At 73.2% G+C, this 24,707-nt stretch carries 23 protein-coding genes and 1 riboswitch; of the genes, 12 read left to right on the plus strand and 11 right to left on the minus strand.

What is annotated here, in order from left to right:
* The first annotated feature begins 26 nt into the window (after window positions 1–26).
* Together GE115_RS14480 and GE115_RS14485 are read left to right on the plus strand one after the other, a co-directional pair.
* On the plus strand, window positions 27–1,313 hold the full coding sequence (locus tag GE115_RS14480) for an APC family permease (protein ID WP_312855204.1): 1,287 nt from the start codon (window positions 27–29) through the stop codon (window positions 1,311–1,313).
* On the plus strand, window positions 1,310–1,846 hold the full coding sequence (locus GE115_RS14485) for a gamma carbonic anhydrase family protein (protein ID WP_153685489.1): 537 nt from the start codon (window positions 1,310–1,312) through the stop codon (window positions 1,844–1,846). The genes GE115_RS14480 and GE115_RS14485 overlap by 4 nt, the downstream gene beginning before the upstream one ends.
* 25 nt (window positions 1,847–1,871) lie before the next feature.
* Here the strand turns inward: GE115_RS14485 and GE115_RS14490 are convergent, their stop codons facing one another.
* From GE115_RS14490 to glyA, 6 genes are all read right to left on the minus strand, one after another.
* Entirely contained in the window at window positions 1,872–2,417 is a 546-nt protein-coding gene (locus GE115_RS14490) for a GNAT family N-acetyltransferase (protein ID WP_153685490.1), read from the minus strand.
* Between the two features lie 39 nt (window positions 2,418–2,456).
* Window positions 2,457–3,830: a DUF6716 putative glycosyltransferase gene (locus GE115_RS14495; protein ID WP_153685491.1), complete on the minus strand. Its 1,374-nt coding sequence runs from the start codon at window positions 3,828–3,830 to the stop codon at window positions 2,457–2,459.
* On the minus strand, window positions 3,827–4,708 hold the full coding sequence (locus GE115_RS14500; RefSeq protein WP_153685492.1) for an N-acetylneuraminate synthase family protein: 882 nt from the start codon (window positions 4,706–4,708) through the stop codon (window positions 3,827–3,829). The genes GE115_RS14495 and GE115_RS14500 overlap by 4 nt, the downstream gene beginning before the upstream one ends.
* A gap of 1 nt (window position 4,709) precedes the next feature.
* Window positions 4,710–6,059: an acylneuraminate cytidylyltransferase gene (locus tag GE115_RS14505; protein WP_153685493.1), complete on the minus strand. Its 1,350-nt coding sequence runs from the start codon at window positions 6,057–6,059 to the stop codon at window positions 4,710–4,712.
* Between the two features lie 141 nt (window positions 6,060–6,200).
* Window positions 6,201–7,085, minus strand: coding sequence for a bifunctional methylenetetrahydrofolate dehydrogenase/methenyltetrahydrofolate cyclohydrolase (locus GE115_RS14510; RefSeq protein WP_153685494.1), 885 nt, complete (start codon window positions 7,083–7,085; stop codon window positions 6,201–6,203).
* Window positions 7,086–7,098: 13 nt separating this feature from the next.
* Complete coding sequence (gene glyA, locus GE115_RS14515; protein ID WP_153685495.1) at window positions 7,099–8,391, minus strand: serine hydroxymethyltransferase; 1,293 nt, start codon at window positions 8,389–8,391, stop codon at window positions 7,099–7,101.
* Window positions 8,392–8,461: 70 nt separating this feature from the next.
* Window positions 8,462–8,542, minus strand: a riboswitch (ZMP/ZTP riboswitch).
* Window positions 8,543–8,671: 129 nt separating this feature from the next.
* On the opposite strand from glyA, the gene GE115_RS14520 reads away from it, so the two are divergent.
* Complete coding sequence (locus GE115_RS14520; protein WP_153685496.1) at window positions 8,672–10,483, plus strand: beta-N-acetylhexosaminidase; 1,812 nt, start codon at window positions 8,672–8,674, stop codon at window positions 10,481–10,483.
* Between the two features lie 72 nt (window positions 10,484–10,555).
* Here GE115_RS14520 and GE115_RS19285 read toward each other — a convergent pair whose 3' ends face one another.
* From GE115_RS19285 to GE115_RS14535, 3 genes are read right to left on the minus strand one after another with little or no spacing between them, the layout of a single operon-like run.
* Window positions 10,556–11,458: a carbohydrate ABC transporter permease gene (locus GE115_RS19285; protein WP_312855205.1), complete on the minus strand. Its 903-nt coding sequence runs from the start codon at window positions 11,456–11,458 to the stop codon at window positions 10,556–10,558.
* 2 nt (window positions 11,459–11,460) lie between these two features.
* Window positions 11,461–12,429, minus strand: coding sequence for a carbohydrate ABC transporter permease (locus GE115_RS14530; protein WP_153685497.1), 969 nt, complete (start codon window positions 12,427–12,429; stop codon window positions 11,461–11,463).
* Window positions 12,430–12,474: 45 nt separating this feature from the next.
* Window positions 12,475–13,722 (minus strand): extracellular solute-binding protein, encoded by a 1,248-nt coding sequence (locus GE115_RS14535; protein ID WP_153685498.1) that lies wholly within the window; start codon window positions 13,720–13,722, stop codon window positions 12,475–12,477.
* Window positions 13,723–14,078: 356 nt separating this feature from the next.
* On the opposite strand from GE115_RS14535, the gene GE115_RS14540 reads away from it, so the two are divergent.
* From GE115_RS14540 to nagA, 6 genes are read left to right on the plus strand one after another with little or no spacing between them, the layout of a single operon-like run.
* Window positions 14,079–14,957 (plus strand): SIS domain-containing protein, encoded by an 879-nt coding sequence (locus tag GE115_RS14540; protein WP_153685541.1) that lies wholly within the window; start codon window positions 14,079–14,081, stop codon window positions 14,955–14,957.
* 32 nt (window positions 14,958–14,989) lie between these two features.
* The gene (locus GE115_RS14545; protein ID WP_312855206.1) at window positions 14,990–15,910 is read left to right on the plus strand and encodes an ROK family protein; all 921 of its coding nucleotides are present in this window, start codon (window positions 14,990–14,992) and stop codon (window positions 15,908–15,910) included.
* A complete protein-coding gene (locus GE115_RS14550; RefSeq protein WP_312855207.1) occupies window positions 15,907–16,866 on the plus strand; it encodes a 1-phosphofructokinase family hexose kinase in 960 nt (319 codons plus the stop codon). The genes GE115_RS14545 and GE115_RS14550 overlap by 4 nt, the downstream gene beginning before the upstream one ends.
* Window positions 16,863–17,717: a class II fructose-bisphosphate aldolase gene (locus GE115_RS14555; protein ID WP_153685499.1), complete on the plus strand. Its 855-nt coding sequence runs from the start codon at window positions 16,863–16,865 to the stop codon at window positions 17,715–17,717. The genes GE115_RS14550 and GE115_RS14555 overlap by 4 nt, the downstream gene beginning before the upstream one ends.
* Window positions 17,714–18,499, plus strand: coding sequence for a DeoR/GlpR family DNA-binding transcription regulator (locus tag GE115_RS14560; protein WP_153685500.1), 786 nt, complete (start codon window positions 17,714–17,716; stop codon window positions 18,497–18,499). Before GE115_RS14555 ends, GE115_RS14560 begins: the two co-directional genes overlap by 4 nt.
* Window positions 18,500–19,651 carry an N-acetylglucosamine-6-phosphate deacetylase gene (nagA, locus tag GE115_RS14565; RefSeq protein ID WP_312855208.1) on the plus strand — a complete coding sequence of 384 codons (1,152 nt, stop codon included), beginning with the start codon at window positions 18,500–18,502 and terminating at the stop codon, window positions 19,649–19,651. It begins immediately after the preceding gene.
* A gap of 428 nt (window positions 19,652–20,079) precedes the next feature.
* On the opposite strand, the gene GE115_RS14570 is transcribed toward nagA, so the two are convergent.
* The gene (locus GE115_RS14570) at window positions 20,080–21,288 is read right to left on the minus strand and encodes an MFS transporter (protein ID WP_153685501.1); all 1,209 of its coding nucleotides are present in this window, start codon (window positions 21,286–21,288) and stop codon (window positions 20,080–20,082) included.
* A gap of 142 nt (window positions 21,289–21,430) precedes the next feature.
* Between GE115_RS14570 and purU the strand changes: the two genes are divergently transcribed.
* On the plus strand, window positions 21,431–22,303 hold the full coding sequence (purU, locus tag GE115_RS14575) for a formyltetrahydrofolate deformylase (RefSeq protein ID WP_153685502.1): 873 nt from the start codon (window positions 21,431–21,433) through the stop codon (window positions 22,301–22,303).
* Window positions 22,304–22,340: 37 nt separating this feature from the next.
* Window positions 22,341–22,706, plus strand: a complete 366-nt coding sequence (locus GE115_RS14580) for a YrdB family protein (RefSeq protein WP_312855209.1) — start codon at window positions 22,341–22,343, stop codon at window positions 22,704–22,706.
* 212 nt (window positions 22,707–22,918) lie between these two features.
* On the opposite strand, the gene GE115_RS14585 is transcribed toward GE115_RS14580, so the two are convergent.
* Window positions 22,919–24,025, minus strand: a complete 1,107-nt coding sequence (locus GE115_RS14585) for a VirB8 family type IV secretion system protein (RefSeq protein ID WP_172979944.1) — start codon at window positions 24,023–24,025, stop codon at window positions 22,919–22,921.
* Between the two features lie 88 nt (window positions 24,026–24,113).
* On the opposite strand from GE115_RS14585, the gene GE115_RS14590 reads away from it, so the two are divergent.
* Entirely contained in the window at window positions 24,114–24,704 is a 591-nt protein-coding gene (locus GE115_RS14590) for a TetR/AcrR family transcriptional regulator (protein WP_172979946.1), read from the plus strand.
* The last annotated feature ends 3 nt before the right edge of the window (window positions 24,705–24,707 follow it).

The following is a 24,707-nucleotide window of genomic DNA, read 5'->3' on the forward strand; positions in this document are numbered from 1 at the left end:
TCGTATCGAGCCGCTACGATGCGCGGGTGAACAGCGCACCCCGACTCGCCCGCCGCCTCGCACTCGGCGGCGCGGTCGCGATCGGGCTCGCGGCCATGATCGGCGCGGGCGTCTTCGGCGCGTTCGGCCCCGCCGCCGCGGCCGCTGGCGACCTGCTGCTCGTCGGGCTCGGGGTGGCGGCGGTCATCGCCTTCGCCAATGCCATGTCGACGGCCCAGCTCGCCGCCAGGTACCCCGAGTCGGGGGGCGCCTACCGATACGGACGCGAGCGGCTCGGCGCGTGGCCGGGCTTCCTCGCCGGCTGGGGGTTCGTCATCGGCAAGACCGCGAGCGGCGCCGCGATGGCGATGACCGCCGCCGCCTACCTCGTGCCCGCGGGGTGGGAACGCCCGGTCGCCGTCGCGGCCGTCATGGCCATCGCCGGCGTCAACCTGCTCGGCATCACGCGCACCGCACGCGTCGCGACCGTGCTCGTGGCCGTCGTGCTCGCCGTGCTCGCGCTCGTCGTCGTCGCGGGCGTCATCGCTGCGGCCGGCGGTGGCGCGGCCGGCGCCGCACCGGCCTCCCCCGACGGCTCCGGGGCCGGGGCATCCGTCACCCCGTACGGCGTGCTGCAGTCGGCGGGCCTGTTGTTCTTCGCGTTCGCCGGGTACGCCCGCGTCGCGACCCTCGGCGAGGAGGTCGTGGACCCCGCCCGCACCATCCCGCGCGCGGTCACGACCTCGCTCGGCATCGTCGTCGTGCTGTACGCCGTGATCGGCGTCGTGCTGCTCGCCGCCCTCGGTGCCGCGTCGCTCGCCCGCTCCGACGCACCGCTCGCCGACGTCGTGCGGCTCGTCGGCTGGGATGCCGCGGTGCCCGTCGTACAGGCGGGCGCGGCGATCGCCGCGCTCGGCGCGTTGCTGGCGCTCGTCGCGGGCATCGGCCGCACGTCGCTCGCGATGGCGCGCGACCGGGAGCTGCCGGCACCCATGGCGAAGGTCTCGTCGCGGTTCCACGTGCCCTGGGTCGCCGAGGTCGTCGTCGCGGTCGCGATCATCGCGCTCGTGCTCACGGCCGACCTGCGCGGTGCGATCGGGTTCTCGAGCTTCGGCGTGCTGGCGTACTACCTGGTCGCGAACCTCGCGGCGCTGACGCAGCCGTCCTCCGAGCGACTCGCCCCGCGCTGGCTGTCGGCGCTCGGCGCCGTCGGCTGCGTCGTGCTCGTCGCGACCCTGCCGTGGCAGGCCGTCGTCGGCGGCACCGCGGTCTTCGCCGTCGGCGCCCTCATCCGCCTCATCGCGCAGGCGCGCCGCCGTAGGCTGGCCGCATGAGTGCCGACCCCGCCGCCCGAGTCATCCCCCTCGCCGGAATCCCGGCGCCGTCGATCGACGACACCGCCTTCGTCGCCCCCGGCGCGACGATCGTCGGCAACGTCCGGCTCGAAGCCGGATCGAGCGTCTGGTACCACGCCGTGCTGCGCGCCGAGGCCGAGCCGATCGTGCTCGGCGAGAACGCGAACCTCCAGGACACCGTCGTGTGCCACGTCGACGCGGGCTATCCGCTGACGATCGGGCGCGGCGTCTCGGTCGGTCACGGCGCGGTGCTGCACGGATGCACCGTCGAGGACGACTGCCTCATCGGCATGGGCGCGACGGTGCTGAACGGCGCCGTCATCGGCGCGGGCTCGCTCGTCGCGGCGGGCGCGGTCGTGCTCGAGGGCACGGTCGTGCCGCCGGGCTCGCTCGTCGCAGGCGTGCCGGCGAAGGTGCGTCGCGAGCTCGCCGATGCCGAGCGCGAGGGCATCCGCCGCAACGCCGCCGCGTACCTGCGGCACGTCGAACTGCACACGACGTCGCTCGGCTGACGGCCCGGAGTCGGGCGCAACCGGCTCAGCCGCCGGCCGGGGCCGCCCACGGTCGGGGATCATCGGCCAACAGCGAGTAGACGACCACGTCGTGATTGCGGCCGCCGTTGTAGAACGCACCGCGCGCGGTGCCCTCGAGCGTGAACCCGCACTTCTCGGCGATCCGGCGCGACGCGGCGTTCTCCGGCACGATGACCAGCTGGATCCGGTTCCGCTTCTTCGCCCCGAACAGGTAGTCGACCAGCAACTGCACCGCCTCGGTCGTGTAGCCGTGTCCGGCGAAACGATCGCCGTAGAGCAGGTATGACAGCTCGTACGCGTCCCAGTACGAGATCGGCACGAAGAACTCGATATGGCCCGCGACCTCACCGGCCGGATCGATGATGAGGAGGGTCCCCTCATCGGTCTCCCAGAGCCCGGTCTCCGCGAAGTCCCGGCGGAACCGCGACTCCGACTGCACGCCCAGCGGAAAGAACGCGCCGCGGTGGCGCAGGTCCTCGTGCGCCCGGTAGAGCGCGGGCAGGTCGTCCTCGCGCACCGTGCGAAGGCTGACGCGATCGCCGTGGAGCATCCTCGCCGCCGATCCCGGCCCGAGCGGGCCGCGTGCCGGTCAGCGTAGCCCGGTCGACTCCGCGCGTCGAGCGACGCCAGGAGCGGTCGCGACCTCGGCGGCCTGCTGCCCACGCAGCTGCCGCACGACCCGACGCGCCAGGCGCACCGTGCCGCGAACCGGGATCGCGACGCCCATCGCCACCGCGCCGAGCGCCGATCCGTCGTGCGAACCGAGCATCTTCTTCCGCTCGAACGCCCGGCGCAGCGCACCGCCCGTGAGGTTGTGCCGCCGCACCAGCACGGGCAGGGGCGCGGCATCCCTCGCCTCGAGCAGTTCGGCCAGGCGCGCCAGCCAGTCGTCGTCGGCGGGGTCGTGGAAGTAGTTGTCGTCGAGCCACGCGGGGTCGGGCGTGCGCCACTCCCCCGCGGCGAGCGCCTGCCCGTCGCCGAACAGCCCGCTGCCCTCGAAGACCGTGTTCAGCTGCTTCGGGCCGACGCCGAAGTCGTCGAGCAGCAGAGCCGGCACGCCCGCGGCGATCGCTTCGAGCACCGCGGTCGAACTGACCGTGACGAGCGCCTCGGCGCGTGCCAGGTGGGCGGTCATCGGGCCGTCTTCCACGACGAGGTTCGGCGGGAGCGTGAAGCCCAGCTCGCGCGTGACCTCCGGGTCGGCGATGAGCTCGGCGAGGTCGTGCTCTTCCGCGTGGGTCTGGGCCTCCCCGGCCCGCGCGCGGACCTTCACCACGAGGCGGCGGTTCGGACGGCGTCGCGCGGCCTCGCCGAGGATGCCGACGAGCGCGATCCGCTCCTCACGGGTCGCCGGCACCTTGGCCTGCACGGCGAAGACGACGTCCGAGGCATCCGCCCGCCGTTCGACGGCCGCCGCGTCGGCGAGGAACGCCAGGCTGGCGAGACCGAAGGCAGGCGCCGCCGGGAGTCCCGCCGCGAGGGCCGCGAAGTCGCGCACCTCGCGCCGACTGTGCAGGACCACCAGGTCGACCTGCTCGCGGTAGATGATCGCCTTCGGCACGGCGGGGATGGTGAGGCCCGGGAAGCCCGACACGAGCACGGGCCGATCGGCGAGCGCGTGCAGCACGGGGGCCGTCACCCGGACGAGCGGGCCGCGCAGCGCGAGCAGCACCGCGTCGGGGCGCAATTCGCCGACGAGCCCCGCGAGGTCGTCGAGGTGCACGCGGTGCGGGGCATCCGTCGCCCAGCGGGTGTCGGCGAGCGCCGACGCGAGTTGGCGCGGGCTGGGACCCACGTCGGTCGCGAGCACGGCGAGGTCGGCGTGCCATCCGCCCGGCAGCCGCGACGCGAGCGCGGCGCCCCACTTCGTGTACGAATCCGAGTCGCTGACGACGAGCAGGCGCCGCTGCGCGGCCTCGGCCTGCGCCGCGTCGGCGCCCGCGGGCTGCGGGCCCTGGGTCACACGAGCACCCGGCGCAGCTTGGCCTTGGGCGCGAGCTCACCCGGGAACACGCGCTTCACGCCGTCGCCCATCGCCGTCTCGATGATGCGGATGTCGCGCACGAGGTGCTCGAGCCCCTGCGGCTCGAGCGAGGCCGAGTGGTCGCTGCCCCACATGGTGCGATCGAGCGTGATGTGCCGTTCGACCGCGACCGCGCCGAGGGCGACCGCGGCGAGCGAGATCTGCAGGCCCCGCTCGTGACCCGAGTAGCCGATCGGCACGCCCTCGTAGCGGCCGCGCAGCGTCTGGATGGTGCGCAGGTTCGCCTCCTCGTGCGGCATCGGGTAGCTCGACGTGGCGTGCAGCATGACGAGCCGGCCGGTCTCGGTGCCGCCGAGCGTCGCGACGGCCTCGTCGATCTCGCCGATCGTCGACATGCCGGTCGAGAGGATCACGGGCTTGCCGGTCGCGGCGATCGCGCGCAGCAGCGGCAGGTCGGTGACCGAAGCCGAGGCGACCTTGTGCGCCGCGGTGCCGACGGCCTCGAGGAAGTCGACCGACGGCTCGTCCCACGGCGACGCGAACCAGTCGAGGCCCGCGAGGTCGGCGTAGCGGGCGACCTCGAGGTACTCGTCGAGCCCGAACTCCACGCGGCGGCGGTAGTCGAGGTAGGTCATCGTGCCCCACGGGGTCTCCCGCGGGACGTCCTTCATGTGCTCGGGCGTCGCGAGCTCTGGCGTGCGCTTCTGGAACTTCACGGCCTGGCATCCGGATGCCGCGGCGACGTCGATGAGCCGCTTCGCGAGCTCGAGGTCGCCGTTGTGGTTGAGGCCGATCTCGGCGATGACGTAGACGGGACGGTCGTCGCCGACCTCGTGGCGGCCGATGCGGACGGACATGTCAGGCTCCTTCGATGGCGCTGGCTGGGACGGATCGGTGGTCGTGGGGTGCGGGCTCGCCCGGCCGGGCCGGCGAGACCGGCTCGCGCTGCTCGGCCGGCTCGCGCACGGCGAGCACCGCGTCGGCGAGCTCGCGGACGGCGCCCTGGCCGCCTGCCCGCTCGAGCACGACGCGCGCGACGCGCTTGACGTCGGGGATCGCGTCGGCGACCGCGATCGGCCAGCCGACGAGTTCGAGCGCGGGCAGGTCGCCGCGGTCATTGCCGAGGTAGGCCACGCGGTCGAGCCGGATGCCCCGCTCGGCGGCCCAGTCGCGAAGGGCGGCGCCCTTGTCGGCGATGCCCTGGCGCACCTCGACGCCCAGCTTGGCCGCCCGCGCCGAGACCACCGGGTGCGTCTCGGCCGAGAGGATCAGCACCGGCACGCCGGCCTCGCGGAGCCGGGCGACCCCCGCGCCGTCGCTGCGGCTGACGCGCACGAACTCGACGCCCGCCTCGCCGACGATCGCGGTGTCGTCGGTGTGCACGCCGTCGAAGTCGGTGACGACGGCGTCGACGTCGATGCCGTGCACGCCTCCGTCGATGAGGTTCGCGAGGGCCTGCGCGACGACGAGGTCGGCCGCCGTGTCGATCTCGACGCCGTGCAGCTCGGGCACGAGCTGCACCGCGATGCGTCCGAAGAACCGGTGCCCGGCCTCGCGGAATCCGGCGGCACGCATCGCGTAGAACGCGCCCGTCTCGCGGAACTCGGCAGGCCGCTCCTGGCGGCGCAGCCGCACCGAGGCGTCGTGGTTCACGCCGATCGCGCCCCCGCCGTAGCCGACGTGCGCGCTGCCGGCGACCTCGCGCCACAGGAACGCGTGGCTCGGCACCGCCGAGAAGACGCTGTCGGAAGTGCCGCCGGCCACCTGTGCGACGGCCGCATCGAGATCGGCCGGGTCGATGAACGGCGAGGTCGCCTGGATGAAGAGGACGACGGATGCCCCGTCCGCGCCGTGTGCGGGGGCGGACTGCGCGGCACCGGCCGGCACCGTCTCACCGGCGATCGCGTCGAGCGCGTCGAGCGCATGCCGCAGCGCCGATTCACTCGACGCCGCGTCGCCGGCGAGCTCGGCGGGACGGTCGACCACGTGCGCCCCCGCGGCACGCGCGACCCGCGCGATCTCCTCGTCGTCGGTCGTGACGACCACGCGGCCCACCGTCTCGGCGGCCCGCGCGGCGGCGATCGCCCGCGCGACGAGCGGCACGCCGCCCACGCGCATCACGTTCTTGCCGGGCAGCCCCTTCGACCCGCCGCGGGCGGGGATGATCGCCACGGCGACGCCACGGGTGCCGGGGTTCGGTCGAGCCATGCGGGCACGCTACGTCGGCGACGTGACCGACCGGTTGCCCTCCGGTGAACGCTGCGGGGGCGCCCGGTGGACGAGTGGGGCGGACGACGGATGCCCCGGGCCGCGGCCCGGGGCATCTGTTCGCTCGTCGCTCGCGCGGGGTCAGCCGCGCAGCTGGTACTCGGCCGCCTTCACGACGTTGGCGAGCAGCATCGCGCGGGTCATCGGCCCGACGCCGCCCGGGTTCGGCGAGAGGAAGCCCGCGACCTCGGCGACGGCCGGATCGACGTCGCCCGTGAGCCGGCCCTTGCCGGTCTCCTCGTCCTGCACGCGCGTGATGCCCACGTCGAGCACGGCCGCGCCGGGCTTCACCCACTCGGGCTGCACGAGGTGCGGCACGCCCACCGCGGCGACCACGATGTCGGCCCGGCGCACCTCGGCGGCCAGGTCGGTCGTGCGCGAGTGCGTGAGGGTGACGGTCGCGTCGAGCCCCTTGCGCGTGAAGAGCAGCCCGAGCGGCCGGCCGACGGTGAGCCCACGGCCGATCACGGTGACGTGCTGCCCGCGGATCGGGACCTCGTACCGGCGCAGCATCTCGACGATGCCCGCCGGCGTGCAGGGCAGTGGCGAGTGCAGATCGCCCTCGATGCCGAGCACGAGGCGGCCGAGGTTCGTCGGGTGCAGGCCGTCGGCGTCCTTGTCGGGATCGATGAGCTCGAGCATCGCGTTCTCATCGTGGCCCGCGGGAAGGGGCAGCTGCACGATGTAGCCCGTGACCTCGCGCGCCGCGTTGAGATCCCGGATCGCGGCCCGCACGTCGGCGGTGGTCGCCGAGGCGGGCAGGTCGACGCGGATCGACTCGATGCCGACCTCCGCGCAGTCGCGATGCTTGCCCGCGACGTACGAGCGCGAACCCGGGTCGTCGCCCACGAGCAGCGTGCCGAGGCCCGGCACGACGCCGTGCGATCGCAGGCGCGCGATGCGCGACGCCAGTTCGTTCTTCACGGCCGTCGCGGTCGCGACGCCGTCCAGCTTGACCGCGGTCATGCGGACTCCCCCTCTACTGCTGGAGGCCCGGGTACAGCGGGAACCGCGCCGTGAGGGCCTCCACACGCGCGCGGAGCGCGGCGACATCCGCACCGCCCTTCAGCGTCTCGGCGATGATGTCGGCGACCTCGGTGAACTCGGCGTCGCCGAAGCCGCGCGTCGCGAGCGCCGGCGTGCCGATGCGAAGGCCCGAGGTCACCATCGGCGGGCGCGGGTCGAACGGCACCGCGTTGCGGTTCACGGTGATGAGCGCCTCGTGCAGCAGGTCTTCGGCCTGCTGGCCGTCGAGCTCGGAGTTGCGCAGGTCGGCGAGCACGAGGTGCACGTCGGTGCCGCCCGTGAGCACGTCGACGCCCGCGGCCCGCGAGTCGTCGGCCGTGAGGCGCTCGGCGAGGATCTGCGCGCCGCGGATCGTGCGCTCCTGGCGGTCCTTGAACTCCTCGGACGCCGCGATCTTGAACGCGGTCGCCTTGGCGGCGATCACGTGCATGAGCGGACCGCCCTGCTGGCCGGGGAACACGTTCGAGTTCAGCTTCTTCGCGAGCTCGGTGTCGCGCGAGAGGATGAAGCCCGAGCGAGGGCCGCCGATCGTCTTGTGCACGGTGCTCGACACCACGTCGGCGTACGGCACGGGCGAGGGGTGCAGGCCCGCGGCGACGAGGCCCGCGAAGTGCGCCATGTCGACCCAGAGCTTCGCGCCCACCTCGTCGGCGATCGCGCGGAACGCGGCGAAGTCGAGGTGACGCGGGTAGGCCGACCAGCCCGCGATGAGCACCTGGGGCTTGTGCTCGAGGGCGGCGTCGCGCACGCGGTCCATGTCGACGCGGAACGTCTCGGGGTCGACGCCGTACGCGACGGCGTTGTAGAGCTTGCCCGAGAAGTTCAGCTTCATGCCGTGCGTGAGGTGGCCGCCGTGCGCGAGCTCGAGGCCGAGGATCGTGTCGCCCGGCGTCGCGATGGCGCTCAGCACCGCCGCGTTCGCCGAGGCGCCCGAGTGCGGCTGCACGTTCGCGTACTCGGCGCCGAACAGGCTCTTCGCGCGCTCGATGGCGAGGTTCTCGGCGACGTCGACGTACTCGCAGCCGCCGTAGTACCGGCGGCCCGGGTAGCCCTCGGCGTACTTGTTGGTCAGCACGCTGCCCTGCGACTGCAGCACCGAGACGGGCACGAAGTTCTCGCTCGCGATCATCTCGAGGTAGTCGCGCTGGCGGCCCAGCTCGAGGTCGAGCACCTCGGCGATCTCGGGATCGACGACGGCGAGCGGCTGGTTGAAGACGGATTCGGGGGTGCTGGCGGATTCGGCCAAGACTGGCTCCTTTGCGGGATGGGACGGACCATTGCGGATATGCCTCGGGCGACTCGCGCCACGAGGTTCGCGTACCGGCCCAGGCGTGCGGTCGGTCCGTACCAGTCGCTCCCCGATGGTGTCCATCTCAACGCCAGTCGCGACCTGACGAGCATAGCAACGGATGCCTCGGCGGGGCTGTCCTTCGCGCGAACGGCGTGACAGGATCATCGGTAAGGAATCCTTCCCATCGATGCGCCGAGCATCGGCGAGCGGCCGGCGACGGCCGGACAGGACGCGCATGCGAGGACGCAGCAGTGCCCGGAAGCCCCACCCGACGCCCGCACGCGGGAGGTTCGCCGGCGCCGGCGCCGGGCCCGTCGCGGCCGTCGCCGTCGCCGCGGCGCTCGCCGCGGGCCTCGTCGCCTGCACGTCCGACGACCACGACCAGAACGGAGACGCCGTGCCCGGCATCCTGCCCGCGCCCGCCTCGGCCTCGTACCCCGACCGCGATCCCTTCCGCCTCACGTCGGCGACGCGCATCGTCGCCTCGGGCGAGGGCGCGCTCGGGGTCGCCGAGCTGCTCGCCGACCGCCTGCGCACCGGCACCGGCTTCGACCTGCCGATCGTCGAAGGCGAGACGGGCGAGGCATCCGACGTCGTGCTCGCGGTGACGAGCGCGGGCGCGGCCGGCGACGCGGCCGACGACGCGGCCAACGCCGGGGGCCGGGCCGACGACGCCGGCGTCCTCGGCATCGGGAGCGAGGCCTACCGGCTCGACACCGGCGCCGACGGGGCGCGCATCGAGGCGGATGCCGCTGCCGGGCTCTTCCGCGGCACGCAGTCGCTGCTCCTGCTGCTGCCGGCGGATGCCTCGGGCACGGCGTCCGCAGCGGCCCGGGCCGAGGCATCCGGTGCCGCCGCGCCCGACGGATACGCCGCGCCCGACGGATACGCCGCCCCCGCGGCATCCGTGGACGACCGCCCGCGCTTCGCGTACCGCGGGGCCATGCTCGACGTCGCGCGCCACTTCCTCCCCGTCGACGACGTGCTGCGCTACCTCGACGCCATCGCCCTGCTGAAGCTGAACGTGCTGCACCTCCACCTGACCGACGACCAGGGCTGGCGGCTGCAGATCGACGCGTGGCCCGAGCTCACGGGCGTCGGTGCCGCGACCGCGGTCGGCGGCGACGGGGGCGGCTTCTACACGAAGGACGACTACCGGCGCATCGTCGACCACGCAGCCGCGCGCTTCATCACGATCGTCCCCGAGGTCGACCTGCCCGGCCACACCAATGCGGCGCTGGCCTCGATCCCCGAGCTGAACTGCGACGGCGTCGCTCCGGCGCCGTACGAGGGCATCGAGGTCGGCTTCAGCTCGCTCTGCGCGTCGCCCGAGCGGGCCGAGGTCACCGACCGCTTCCTCGCCGACGTCACGCGCGAGGTCGCTGAACTCACGCCGGGGCCCTGGCTGCACCTCGGCGGCGACGAGTCGCTCGCGACCTCGCCCGAGGACTACCGGGCGCTGCTCGCGCGCATCACGGCCGCCGGAGCCGCAACCGGCAAGACGGTGATCGGCTGGCATGAGATGGGCGCGTCCGATGCGCTGCCGCCCGGCACCGTCGGCCAGTACTGGAGCTTCGTCGAGGCCGAGGACGAGGCCGCCGAGCTCACGAGGTCGTTCGTCGCGCAGGGCGGGCGCGTCATCTTCTCGCCCGCCGACGCCGCCTACCTCGACATGAAGTACGTCGACGACCCCCAGACCGACCTCGGCCGCACGCTCGGCCAGCAGTGGGCGAAGGGGCCGACGACGCTCGAGGAGGCGTACGCGTGGGAGCCCACCGCGATCGTGCCCGGCGTCGGCGAGGACGACGTGCTCGGCGTCGAGGCGCCGATCTGGACCGAGACGATCCGCACGATCGAGGAGGTCGAGTTCATGGCCTTCCCGCGCCTCACCGCGATCGCCGAGCTCGGCTGGTCGCCGGCACCGGCAGACGCCGAGGCGGGTCGCGACGTCGAGGGCTTCCTGTCACGGGTCGCGACGCTCGGCGAGCACTGGGATGCCTCGGGCACCGAGTACCACCGCGTGCGCGGGGTGCCCTGGCGGGGGTAGCCCGCCCGCGCGCGGGGCCTAGGCCCGAACCTGCCCCGCGCCCCGGCGGCGACCCCGGCGCGGGGCAGCCGGCTACTTGACGCTGCCCGCGGTGAGGCCGCCGACCAGGCGCTTCTCGATCAGCATGAAGAGCACGACGACCGGGATGATGGCCACGACCGAGACGCCGAACACGTAGTGCCAGCTGGTCTCGTACTGTCCGACGAACTTCGTGAGCGCGACCGAGAGCGGCTGGTTGCCGGCCGTCGAGAGGATCACGAGGGATGCCGCGAACTCGTTCCAGCACGCCACGAACGTGAACACGATCGCCGTGACGATGCCCGGCCACACGAGCGGCAGCTGGATGCGGAACAGCACGGTGAGGCGTCCGGCGCCGTCGATCTGCGCGGCCTCGTCGATCTCCTTCGGCACGCCTGCGAAGAACGAGTGCATGATCCACACGGCGAACGAGAGGTTGAACGCGGCGTTGATGAGGATCATCGCCGCCCACGTGTCGACGAGGCCCAGCCCGACGAACTGGCGGAACAGGCCCGAGGTCAGCACCGCGGGCTGCAGCATCTGCGTGACGATCACGAGGAAGAGGAACACCATGCGGCCCGGGAATCGGAAGCGGGCCGTGTAGTACGCCGCCGGCATCGCCACCGCCAGCACGAGCAGCGTCGCGAAGACCGAGATGACGATCGTCGAGATGAGGTTCTGCACGAGCGGCGTCTCGGGCGTCGACCACATCGTGAGGTAGTTCTCCCAGTGCCACTCCGTGGGGAAGTAGGTCGGGTCGACCGAGCGGATCTGCGCCTTCGTCTTGACGGATCCGAAGAACATGATCGTGTACGGGAGGATGAACACGAGCAGCACGACGACGCCGGCGAGCATGCGCAGCAGCACGCGCGGCAGGCTCACCTGGTCCTGCGTCCAGCGGCGTCGACGCTTAACGGGCGGGGCGATGGTCTCGAAGGCGGGGGCGGTGACGGCCACGGTCAGACCTCCTTCATGGGCTTGACCACGCGCACGTAGACCGCGACGATCACGATGACGATGAGGAACGCGACGACCGAGAGGGCGCTCGCGACATCGACCTTGTGCTGGTTCTGGATGTACTTGAAGATCATCGTCATGATCGTGTCGGCGTCGTAGCCGGGGATCGACCCGGTCATCACCTTCAGGATCGGCAGCGAGTTGAACACGTTGATGATGTTGATCAGCACCGCGACGGCGAGTGCGCTGCGCAGCTGCGGGAGCACGACGCCCCAGTAGGTGCGCACGGGTCCTGCGCCGTCCATCTTCGCGGCCTCGAGCACCTCGCCGGGCACGGTCTGCAGACCGGCGAGGATCGTGTAGGTCGTGAAGGGCAGCGACACGAAGACCGCGATCACGATCGACCAGGCGAACGCGGTGTCGGGGTTGCGGGTCCAGCCGTAGCCCTCGGGCGTGTCGACGAGCCCGATGTCGACGAGGAACGTGTTGATGATGCCGAAGTACGGCTCGAGCCCGTAGTAGACGACCATGGTCGTCATCACGACGGATGCCGCCCACGGGATGATGACCGCGAGCCGCACGAGCTGGCGGCCGGGGAACGCCTTGTTGAGCAGTTGCGCGAGCCCGAGCGAGATCACCACGGTCGCCGCGACGACGACGACGACCCACACGATCGTGCGGCCGAAGATCGGCCAGAAGTAGGGGAAGGAGAAGACCTCGAGGTAGTTGTCGAAGCCGACCGATCCCTGGTCGACGCCCGAGATCGAGATGTCGCGGGTCGAGTTGACGAACATGACGACGGCCGGGAACAGCACGACGCCGAAGATCAGGATGAGCGCGGGCCCGATCCACGGCAGCGCGTGGAGCAGGTCGCGGCCCCTCGGCCGGCGACCCTCGGGTGCGGCGCCGGAGCGGGGGCGGCCGGTGGCCGCCCCCGTCGGGGTCGATGCGGTCTCAGTGGTGGTGCTCATGACTGGTGGTTCACCGATCCCTCTCCGCTGGTGCGAGCCGGTCGACTAGGACGCGTCGACCTGCGCCTGGATCTCCGTGAGGACCTCCTGCGCCGACTTCGTCTGGATCTGGCCGAACAGGGCCTTGAACGCCGAGTCGGCGGCCGACCACTGCGGGTTGGTGCTCGGGTAGAACTGGGCGTCGGGGAGCACGTCGAGGAAGGCCTTCAGCGCCTCCTCGCCGCCGAGTGCCTCTGCGCCCGACTTCGTGACGGGGAGGAAGCCCTCGCCCTGCACCCACGGCACGTACACGTCGGACGAGTAGAAGTAGTCGAAGAACGCCGTGATCGCCTCCTGCTTGTCGCCGTCGTTCTGGAACGCCATGAGCTGGTCCATGACGCCGAGCGTGAAGGGGCTGCCGTCCTGCGTGGGGATGGGCACGATCGAGTAGTCCAGCTCGGGGTTGTTCTCCTCGATCTGGCCGACGGTCGGGGGCAGGCCCACCTGCATGCCGATCTGGCCCTGGATGAAGATGTCCATCAGCGGCGAGCGGTCGGTCGAGCCGGGATCGGCCTGGGTCGCACCCGCGTCGATCATCGCCTTGACCTGCTCGGCACCGGGAAGATTCGACGGGTCGTCGATCGTGATGGCATCGGCGTCGCCGAACGTGCCGCCGCCGCCCCAGAGCCACACGGCCGCCTCGGCCTGCGCCTCCTCGGAGCCGAGGGGCATGCCGTAGCCGGCGATGCCGTTGCCGAGCGCCGAGACCTTGGTGGCGGCATCGAGCAGCTCGTCCCAGGTCTTCGGCGCCTCGGCGACGCCGGCCTGCTCGAGCAGCGCGTTGTTGACGAAGAGCGCACGGGCCGATGCGATGAACGGCAGGGCGTAGGCGGTGCCGTCGACCTCGGCGTTGGCGAGGAACGAGTCCTGGAAGTCGGAGAGGGTCTCGGCGCTGACGACCTCTTCGACGGGGTAGAGCAGTTCGTCGGCCGCGAAGCCCGCGAATGGGCCGCCGTTGTAGATGTCGGGGGCCTCGCCGCCCTGGATCTGCGTGGAGATGACCGTCTCGAGGTTGTCCCACGACTCGACCTGCAGCTTCACGTCGATGTCGGGGTTCTCCTCTTCGAAGCCCGCGATCACGTCGTCCCAGAGAGCCTGGGTGTTGTCGGAGTAGCTCGGCACGAGCAGGTCGAGGGTGGTGCCACCGCCCTCGCCCTCGTCGCCGTTCGAACCGCCGAAGCCGCACGAGGCGAGCGTCAGGGAGGCGGTCGCGGCGAGCGCGATCGCGGCACCGAAGCGCATGCTCTTCTTCATTGCTGTGTCCTCACTCTGGTGGATGGTGCACCGGGACGAGTGGATCAGCGCGCCGGTGCGGTGTCCAAGACGCCACTGGATCACAGTGACGTTTCATGAACGTTTCTCGGGTGAATCGATCAGGTTCCTTCACCCGGGAACGGAATCTATGCCCCCACCCCAGCGCCGTCAACTCCTGCGGCGGATTCGTTATCGGATTTTGTTCAGGTTCCTGACAATCACACGGTGTGCATCGAACACGCATTGAGCTGATCGAAGATGGGCCATATGATGCATGTGCAATCATCGAAACGTCAGCCCCATCGACGACGCATTGGAGCAACTCCGTGACCGACCGCACCGCATTCGACTCCCACATGGCGCGGGAACTCGCGAGCCAGCCCGAGACGTGGGAGCGAGCCGCCGGGCTCGGGGACCTGGTCGCCCGCCTCCCCGAGCGGGGTGCGCGCGTCGCCGTCGTCGGATGCGGCACCTCCTGGTTCATCGCGCAGTCGTACGCGTGGCTCCGCGAGCACGGCGGCCACGGCGAGACCGACGCGTTCGCGGCATCCGAGGCGCCCGTCGGCCGCGATTACGACGCGATCGTCGCACTCACCCGCAGCGGCACGACCTCGGAGGTGCTGCGCCTCGTCGGCGGGCTGCGCGAGCGCGGCGACCGCGCCCGGGTGATCGGCGTCATCGGCGACGCGACCTCGCCGCTCGTCGACCTCGTCGACGACGCGCTCACGCTGCCGTTCGCCGACGAGCAGTCGGTCGTGCAGACCCGGTTCGCGACGACCGCCCTCGCCCTGTTCCGCGCATCGCTCGGCGAAGACCTCGCCGGCGCCGTCGCCGACGCGCGCACCGCCGTGGCCGAGGAGCTCGACCCCGCCCTCGTCGAGGCCGAGCAGGTCAGCTTCCTGGGCAGCGGCTGGAGCTACGGCCTCGCCCAGGAGGCCGCGCTCAAGATGCGCGAGGCCTCGCAGTCCTGGACGGAGTCCTACCCGTCGATGGAGTACCGCCACGGCCCGATCGCGATCGCCGCCCCCGGCCGCGTGACCTGGCATTTCGGCGAGGTTCCCGACGGGCTCGCCGACGACGTCGCGGCGACCGGCGGGCGCTTCGAGCACGCCGGCCTCGACCCGATGGCCGAACTCGTCCGCGCCCAGCGCGTCGCCCTCGCCCGTGCGGCCGCCAGGGGCCTCGACCCCGACCACCCGCGCAGCCTCACGCGCTCGGTCATCCTCGAGGCCTGAGCGTGTCGGCCGCGCTCGGACCAGGGGCGGCGGTGCTCGCCTTCGACGTGGGCGGCACCGACACCAAGTCCGCCCTCGTCGACGAGTCGGGCCGGGTGCTCGGCCTTCGCCGCACGCCGACCCCGCTCGACCCCGCCGACCCGGCGAGTTCGGTGGTCGGGGGCCTCGCGACGCTGGCCGAGGCCTACCGGGCCGAGTTCCCCGACGTGGTGCCGGCGGCGGCCGGGCTCAGCGTGCCAGGCCTCGTCGACGAGTCGACCGGCACGGCGGTGTTCGCGAGCAACCTCGGCTGGCGAGATGCGCCGTTGCGCGATCTCGCCGCGCGGGCCCTCGGCGTGCCGACCGCGTTCGGGCACGACGTGCGCGCGGCCGGCGTCGCCGAACGGCGGCTCGGCGCGGCACGCGGGCACGCGAACGTCTTCGTCCTCGCGATCGGCACGGGCATCGCGGCGGCGGCCATCGTCGACGGGCGGCCGCTCACGAGCGGCGGCTACGCCGGCGAGCTCGGCCACACGCTGAGCGACCCCGAGGGCGAACGCTGCCCCTGCGGGGCGATCGGGTGCCTCGAGACCATCGCCTCCGCGGGCGCGATCGCGCGCCGCTACCGCGAGGCCGCGGGCCGCGCGGTTCCGGGCGCCAAGGAGGTGCTCGAGGCCGCCGACGCGGGCGACGCGGTCGCCGCTCGCATCTGGGCCGACGCCGTCGAAGCGCTGGCCGAGCAGCTCGCGCGGGTCGTCGCGGTACTCGCGCCGGAGGTCGTCGTCGTCGGCGGCGGTCTCGCGCAGGCCGGCGGCAGGCTGCTGGACCCCCTCGCGGCCCGGCTCGACGAGCTCCTCTCCTTCCATCGACGACCCCAGCTGGTCCGCGCCGCGCTCGGCGACGACGCCGGCGTACTCGGCACGGCGCTCGCCGCGCGCGACCTGCTCGGTGCTGAGCCGGTGGTCGCGCCGTGATCGTCACCGTCACGCCGAACCCGGCGCTCGACCTCACCTGGCACGCGCCGTCGTTGGTGCCGGGCACCACGCACCGCGTTCCGGCGGGCGCATCGCGCGCGGGCGGCAAGGGACTGAACGTCGCGCGGGTGCTGCACGCGCAGGGGCGCAACGTGCTCGCCGTCACGACGGCGGGCGGGGCGACGGGCGATGAGTTCGCGGCCGACCTCGGCCGCGGCGGCATCCCGCACGTGCTGGTGCCCGTCGCGAGCGCGACGCGACGCAGCCTCGCCCTCGTCGACGACGGCATCGGCGAGGCGACCGTCGTCAACGAACTCGGCGCCGCACTCGCGCCCGCCGAGCGCGACGCGCTCGTCAGCGAGGCCGAGCGCCTCGGCCTCGCCGCCGAGGTGGTCGCGATCTCGGGGAGCCTCCCGCCGGGCCTCGACGCCGACGACGTGGGGGGCCTCGTCGGCCGGCTCACGGCGGCGGGCGTCGACGTGGTGGCGGATGTCACGGGCCCGGCGTTGCTCGCCGCGGCCCGGTCGGGCGCCGCGGCGCTGAAGCCGAACCGCGACGAGCTCGTCGAGGCCACGGGTCTCGACGACCCCGTGCGCGCGGCGCGAACGCTCGTCGACCTCGGGGCGCGACTGGTCGTCGCCTCGCTCGGCGGCGACGGCCTGCTCATGGTCGCCGGCGACGGACCGGCGCTCTCGGCCCGACTCCCCTGGCGGCTCAACGGCAACGCGACCGGCGCGGGCGACGCCGCGGTCGCCGCGATCTGCGCGACGCTCGCCGAGCACCGCGCCGACCGCGCGGCCGCGGGCGCGGTCGCGGGACTCGACCACGACCTGCTGTCCGCCCTCGCCCGTCGCGCGACCGCCTGGTCGGCCTCAGCGGTGCTCATGCCGCTCGCGGGCGACCTCCACCCCGACCACCTCGCGCTCGAGCGCGAGGTCATCCTGGAGCCCAGATGACCCTCACTCCCACCGCGACGCTCCTCGCCGAGGCATCCGCCGCGTCACGCGCCGTCGGCGCGTTCAACGTGCTGCACCTCGAGACCGCCGAGGCCCTGGTCGGTGCGGCCGAGCGCACCGGCCTGGCGGTCATCCTGCAGGTCTCCGAGAACTGCGTGCGCTACCACGGGAGCCTCGAGCCCATCGCCGCGGCGACGCTCGCGGTCGCCGAGGCATCTTCGGCGCGCGTGGCCGTGCACCTCGACCACGCCGAGGATCCGGAACTCGCCCTGCGGGCGGTCGAACTCGGCTTCGGCTCGGTGATGTACGACGGCGCGAAGCTGGAGTTCGCCGACAACGTGGCCGTCACCCGGCGCGTCGTCGCGACCGCGCACGCGGCGGGCGTCGCCGTCGAGGCCGAGCTCGGGGAGGTCGGCGGCAAGGACGGTGCGCACGCGCCCGGCGTGCGCACCGACCCAGGTGAAGCCGCCCGGTTCGTCGCCGACACCGGCGTCGACGCGCTCGCGGTCGCGGTCGGCTCCTCGCACGCGATGACCGAGCGCACCGCCCTGATCGACCTCGAGCTCATCGCGCGGCTCCGCGACGCCGTGCCGGTGCCGCTCGTGCTGCACGGGTCCTCGGGCGTGTCCGACGACCTGATCGTGCGGGGCATCCGATCGGGCCTCGTCAAGGTCAACGTGTCGACGCACCTGAACGCCGCGTTCACGGGGGCGATCCGCGGCTTCCTGGCGGAGCATCCGACGACCGTAGACTCGCGGAAGGTCGTCGCCGCCGGTCGCGACGCCCTCGGCCTCGAGGCGGCACGCCTGCTCGAGCTCTTCGCCGGCACCGGAAGGGGAGCCGACGGATGAACCGCGCCGAACGCCTGAGCGCCGTGCTCGACCTGCTCGCCGACGGCGGGCAGATCGAGGTCGACCGGATCGTCGAGCAGCTCGGCGTCTCCCCCGCGACCGCCCGGCGCGACCTCGACGCGCTCGCCCAGCAGCAATTGCTGACGCGCACGCGCGGCGGAGCCGTCGCACACTCGGTCGCGTACGACCTGCCCATCCGCTACAAGCACCAGCAGAACCCCGACGCGAAGGCCGCGATCGCGCGCGCCGCGAGCGCCATCGTGCCGCGCGGCGCCGTGATCGGCCTCTGCGGCGGCACGACCGCGACCGCGATCGCCGACGAGCTGATGTCGCGCGCCGACATCATGGAGCCCGCCGCCGACCCCGGACTCACGATCGTCACGAACGCGATCAACATCGCGATGCAGCTCGCGATGCGCCCGCAGATCAAGACGGTCGTCACGGGCGGCGTCGTGCACGCCCGCTCGTACGAGCTCGTCGGGTCGTACACCGACGGCGTGCTCGGCAACATCAGCCTCGACATCGCGTTCATCGGGGCGAACGGCATCGACGCCGCCGTCGGCCCGACCTCGCACGACGAACGCGAGGCCGCCGTCAACGCGCTCATGGCCGGGCGCGCCGCGCACGCCGTGCTCGTCGTCGACGCGAGCAAGCTCGACAAGCGCGCGTTCGCCGCGATCGGCGGGCCGCGCCTGTTCCAGACGGTCATCACCGACTCGGCCGTGACGACCGACCAGCGCGCTCGCCTGGTCGACGCCGGCTACGACGTTATCGTTGCGTAGGTGAGCACCAGCACCGTCATCCACTCCGCCCGGCTCGTCTCGGGAGGCGACACCGTCAGCGACGCCTGGGTTCGCTTCGACGGCGACACCATCACCGGTCGCGGCATCGGCGACGGATGGCTCGAGCAGGGGCCGGCCGACGCCGTCGAGAGCGCCGCAGGGCGGTGGCTCGTGCCCGGGTTCATCGACCTGCACTGCCACGGCGCCGGAGGCGCGTCGTTCGAGCACGGCGCCGACGGCATCGAGACGGCGCTGGCCGTGCACACGGCGCACGGCACGACCCGCCTGGTCTGCTCGCTCGTGTCGGCCCCCGTCGAGCGGCTCGAGCGACAGCTCGCCGCGATCGCCGACGCCGCTGCCCGCGACCCGCGCGTGCTCGGGGCGCACCTCGAGGGCCCGTTCCTCGACGACGAGTTCCGGGGCGCGCACGATCCCGCGGTGCTGCGCACCGCCGACCCCGAGTCCGTCGACCGCCTTCTCGCCGCCGCGCGCGGCACGCTGCGCCAGGTCACCCTGGCGCCGGAGCATCCGGGCGCCCTCGACGCCATCGCGAAGTTCGCCGACGCCGGCGTGGCCGTGGCCGTCGGCCACACCGGCGCCGACTACGACACCGCCCTCGCCGCGTTCGAGGCGGGCGCGAGCATCCTCACGCACGCGTTCAACGGCATGCGGGGCATCCACCACCGCGCGCCCGGGCCGGTCGTCGCCGCGATGCACGCCGACCACGTGACCCTCGAGATCGTCAACGACGGCGTGCACGTGCACCCCGACGTCGTCCGGCTGGCGTTCCGCGGGGCGCCCGGACGCGTCGCGATGATCACCGACGCGATGGCCGCGACGGGCCACGCCGACGGCGACTACGTGCTCGGCTCGCTCGACGTGGTCGTCCAGGCGGGCGTCGCGCGGCTGCGCGACACGGGCTCGATCGCCGGCTCGACGCTCACGCTCGACGAGGCGCTGCGCCGGGCCGTGGTCGACAGCGGCATCGCGCTCGAGGAGGCCGTCGACGCCCTCACCGTCACGCCCGCGGCCGCGATCGGCCGCGCGGGCGACCTCGGCCGGCTCGAGCGCGGGTACGCCGCCGACGCCGTGCTGCTCTCCGACGACCTCGCGGTCGAGGCGGTCTGGGGCGCCGGGGCGCGGCTGGGCTGAGGCCGCGCGGCCGCTGCGGCGACGACCGCTACTGCGGCTGCGCCTGCTGCGACACCGGGTCGACTCCTCCGGCCGCTTCGGCCGCTCCGGCGGCGCGACCCGGATTCCGGGCCGGGCTCCGGGCGAGTGTTCCCCGTTCCGCCCGGAACCCGACCCGATCCGGTCGAGGAGCGCCCCCACGCCCGTTCGACCGACCGCCGGTCGCCCGGCACTCCAGGCGCGGTTCGGGTCCGGCGTGGAGGGTCTTCACCCTGAGAGATGGCCGGCCGGGCCGATCATGACGCCGGTTCGCGAGAAACTTCGTCGTCCCCGCCGACCGCGGCCCGAGGCATCCGCACCCGTTCGCAATGCAGGTGCGCCCGCGGCGTGTCGACCTGCTCAGGCGGCGCAGCGAGCCACGACACGCCTCCGTACATGAATGGCGAAGGTCACGGAAGGGGAAGTGGGCGCGGGCGGGCAGCCGCGCGCGTCGCGCCGAGCACGACGAGCAGCGCCGCGACGACCAGCACGACGGCGTATCCCCACGGCAGCGCGGCCACACCGAGCGTGCCGAACACCACGGAGCCGACGAGCGCTCCGCCGCCGATGCCGACGTTGAAGGCGGTGGTGTACAGGGCGCTCGCGGCATCCCGGTAGGCGGCCGGTGCCGTGCGCAGGAGGCGCGTCTGCAGCAGCGGCGGAATCGCGCCGAACGCGAGGCCCCAGACGGCGAACGCGACGACCGAGACGACCGGGCTGATCGCGAGCCCGATCACCGTGAGCGCTCCTGCGGCGACGAGCAGGGCGGTGCGCATCGCGGCCGTGGCGTTGCGCGCGATCGGCGACCCCGCGGCGATGAGGCCCGCGGCGCCCGCGAGCCCCGAGACGAACAGCAGCGGCCCGACGGCCGACGCCGGCAGCCCGATCACGTCGGTCACGAGCGGCGCGACGTACGTCGTCACGGCGTACTGGCCCAGCATCGTCACCGCGGTGACCACGCACAGCAGCACCACGGTCGCGAAGCCCGGATCGCGCGGCCGGTAGCGGGCGATGGTGGGTTCGGCGCCCGGCTCGGCGCGCGGCAGCAGCAGGCGCACGGCGACGGCGCCCGCGAGCGTCAGCGCGGCGACGGCGCCGAACGCGACCCGCCAGCCGAAGGCCTGGCCGAGCACCGTGGTCGCGGGCACGCCGGCGATCATCGCGAGCGTGCCGCCGCCGAGCACGACCGCGATCGCCCGGCCGATGTGCCGCTCGGGAACCAGTCGCGACGCGGTGGCCGCGACGATCGCCCAGAACACGCCGTGCGCGAGCCCGCCGAAGACGCGCGCGGCGATGAGCATCCAGTACTCCATCGCGAGCGCCGACAGCGCGGTCGAGACGCCGAGCACGACCAGCACGGTCACGATGAGGCCGCGTCGCGGGATGCGGCTGGTGGCCGCGACGAGCGTCGTCGACGTCAGCACCACGGTGAACGCGAAGACCGAGACGGTCAGGCCGATCAGCGCCTCGGGCACGGCCAGGCCCTCGCCCATCTCGGGGAGCAGGCCCGTGGGCAGCAGTTCGATGGTGATCGAGAGGAAGACGGCGGATGCCAGCGCGATGAGCGCGGCCCACGGCATCTCGGTGGCGCGCTCGCGCCGGGGCTCGGTGATCGACATGCGGATGTCTCTCCGACGGCGTTCCCCGCCGGCGGGTGCGTTCACCGCGGTGGGTCGACTACGCGCTCGTGTGCGCGCCCAGGGCCGTGCGGGGACCGCCGACCGTTCCGAAGTCTACCCTCCCCGCTTGTACGCTGGCTGGATGACCGATGCCCCGAACGACGGCCGTCTGCACCACTGGGTGTTCACCCTCAGTTGCGCCGACGGTCCGGGCATCGTGCACGCCGTGAGCGGGGCGATCGTCGCGGCGCGCGGCAACATCACCGAGAGCCAGCAGTTCGCCTCGGCCGACACCGGGCGCTTCTTCATGCGCGTGCAGGTCGAGTCGCCGGCCGGTCGCGACGAGGTCGAGGCGGCGCTCGCACCCGTGGTCGAGCGCTGGGAGATGACCTGGCACCTCGACGAGGTGGCCCGCCCGCTGCGCACGCTCGTGCTCGCGTCGACGGCGGGGCACTGCGTCAACGACCTGCTGTTCCGCCAGCGCGCCGGCCAGCTCCCGATCGAGATCCCGCTGGTGCTCTCGAACCACGGCACCCTCCGCGACCTCGTCGACTTCTACGGCGTGCCGTTCGAGTCGGCCGCCGTGACGGATGCCGCGTCGAAGGCCGCGTTCGAGCGGCGAGTGCTCGAAGCGGTCGACGAGCACGACATCGAGCTCGTGGTGCTGGCCCGATACATGCAGATCCTCTCGCCCGAACTGTGCGACGCCCTCGCCGGCCGCTGCATCAACATCCACCACTCGTTCCTGCCGGGGTTCAAGGGCGCGAACCCCTACCGGCAGGCCCACGCGCGCGGCGTGAAGCTCATCGGCGCGACCGCGCACTTCGTGACCAGCGACCTCGACGAGGGGCCGATCATCGAGCAGAACGTCGTACGGGTCGACCACTCGCGCGCCGTGGCCGAGCTCGTGGCGATCGGGCAGGACGAGGAGAGCCGCACCCTCAGCCAGGCCGTCAAGTGGTTCGCGGAGCGCCGGGTGCTGCTCGACGGCGCCCGTACGATCATCTTCCGCTGAACGGGGCGCTCGGGCCCCGCGGGTAGGCTTGACGGTCGTGAACGACCGCGCCCCAGAGCCCCTGCAGAAGATCGGCCCGAACGACGTCCTGCGCTTCCTGCTGGAGATCTTCGCGATCGTGACCCTGGCGATCTTCGGCTTCCTGGCGTTCCCGCTGCCGTGGCCCGGCGTCGCCATCGGCATCGGCGCGCCGCTGCTCGCGATCGTGCTGTGGGGGCTGTTCCGGTCGCCGAAGGCGGTGTTCGCCGTCGACCCGTTCGTGAAGGCGATCGTCGAGATCGCCGTGTTCTCGTCGGCGGCGATCTCCTGGTGGATCCTCGGCCAGCCCGTCGTCGCGGTGGTCTTCGCCGTCATCGCCGCGGTGAGCGGCATCATCAACGGCCGCAAGGAGCTCGCGGGCTGAGTCCTGGGCTCGGCCCGGCCCGGCGCAGCTCGGCTCGGCGCCGTGCGGCTCGGCCCGGCGCCGTGCGGCTCGGCCCGGCACCGTGCGGCTCGGCCCGGCGCCGTGCGGCCCGAATGAAGGAGATCCCAGCCGACACGCCGGCGCATGCCGGCGTGTCGCCCGGGACCTCCTACGTTCTGCGCGAGGCACCCCGCCCGACTGCCCGAGGCGCCTCAGACCGCTTCGGCGGCCTCGGCGTCGGGCTCCGCACCGCCCGCGGTGCGGAAGTGGCCGAGGACCGAGAGCAGCGCACCGCCCACCGCCCAGGCCGCGAGCACCAGCCACGGGAACGTCGTGTCGGCCGCCGGGAAGTACGACAGCTCGCGCACGAGCGTCGCCGCGGCACCCGGCGGGAACCACTGGCCGACGGCGCCCCATGGCTCCGGCAGGAACTCCATGGGCATCGCGGCGCCCGAGATCGGGTTCGCGAACAGCAGCATCACGACGGGTCCGAGGGCGATGCCCGCGCGCCCGATGAGCGCGACGAACCCCGTGATCGGGGCGGCGATCGCGGCGAGCGCGAGGGCGATCGCGCCCGCGTTCAGCCAGAAGTCGCCCTGCAGCCCGCCGAACCAGGGCCCGAGGATCGCGGCGAGGGCGAGCCCGCCGACGGCCGAGTAGATCGCGACCGCGGCGAGGCGGCGCATCGCGCCGATCACCGCGATCGAGATCGCGATGCCGCCGAGCATGCCGCCGAGCACGAGCGGGAAGAGCGCGGCCGAGAGGCCCGCGCCGCGCGGGTCGGTGTCGGCGAGCGGCACGACGTCGGTGACGACGACGTCGATGTGCGGCGGCGCGACCGGTGAACCGGCGGCCGAGGCGGCGGCCGCGGCCTGGGCGTTGACGCCCTCCTCGAGCTGTGCGGCGACGCCGCCGAGGAGCTGGCTGACGGGCAGGCTCGCCGCCGAGGAGGTGAGCACCTCGGGCTCGGGGCCGAGCACGATCGCGCCGTAGACCTCGCGGGCCTCGATCGCGTCGACGGCGGCGGCGCGGTCGTCGACCTCGGTGAAGGCGACCGCACCGGGCTGGGCCTCGTCGACGGCCTGCTCGGCTCCGGCGACGGCCTCGGCGGGGCCGGCGATCGCGACCGGCAGGTCGTGGGGTTCGGCGGTCACCGACGGCCAGGCGAACGCCAGCACGATGACCGAGACGACGGCCGCGAGGGCGAGGCCGAGCGCGACGACGCGCGCGATGGGCGTGTGCGGTGCCGGCGCTGGGGCAGGCGCGGGACCCGCGGACTCCGGCGCCGGTGCGGGGCCGGCCTTGGTGCGGCTGGACATGGGAGTCTCGCTTCCTATTCAAAACGAATGTTCGTTCTTTATAATCGTCCTGCCGCATAGGATTGTCAACGCCGAGAGGAGTCCGCCCGTGCCGAAGGTGTCCGAGGCCCACCGCAGCGCGCGCCGCGCCGAGATCGTCGACGCCGCCGCCCGAGCCTTCGCCCGAACGGGCTATCGCGGCACCTCGATGGCGTCGATCATCGAGGAGTCCGGGCTTTCGGCCGGCGCCATCTACGGCCACTTCGCCGGCAAGCAGGAGCTGTTCGTCGCGGTCGCCTCACGCGTGCTCGCCGCGCGCACGAGCGAACTCGACCAACGAGCCGCCGGGCGCCCGCCGCTCTCCCCCGGCGAGCTCATCGCGACCCTGCTCGACGGCGTCCGCCGGGAGCCGTTCAGCCACGTCATCGTGCTGCTCTGGGCCGAGGCCTTGGTCGACCCCGAGATCCATCGCCTCGTCAACGGGGTGTTCGCGCGCCTGCGTTCCACGATCACCGAGCGCCTCGAGGAATGGGCGGCGTACGCGCCCGGCCGGGTCGACGGCGACCCGCACGAGTGGGCGGCGCGGGCCGCGCCGGTCGTGCTGGGCCTCGCCCCGGGCTTCCTCGTGCAGCGCACGGTCGCCGACGACTTCGACGAGGACGCCTACCTCCGCGAGGTCGTCGGGCTCCTCCCCCGCTGACGC

It is taken from the genome of Agromyces agglutinans, from assembly GCF_009647605.1.
Classification (GTDB): Bacteria; Actinomycetota; Actinomycetes; order Actinomycetales; family Microbacteriaceae; genus Agromyces; species Agromyces agglutinans.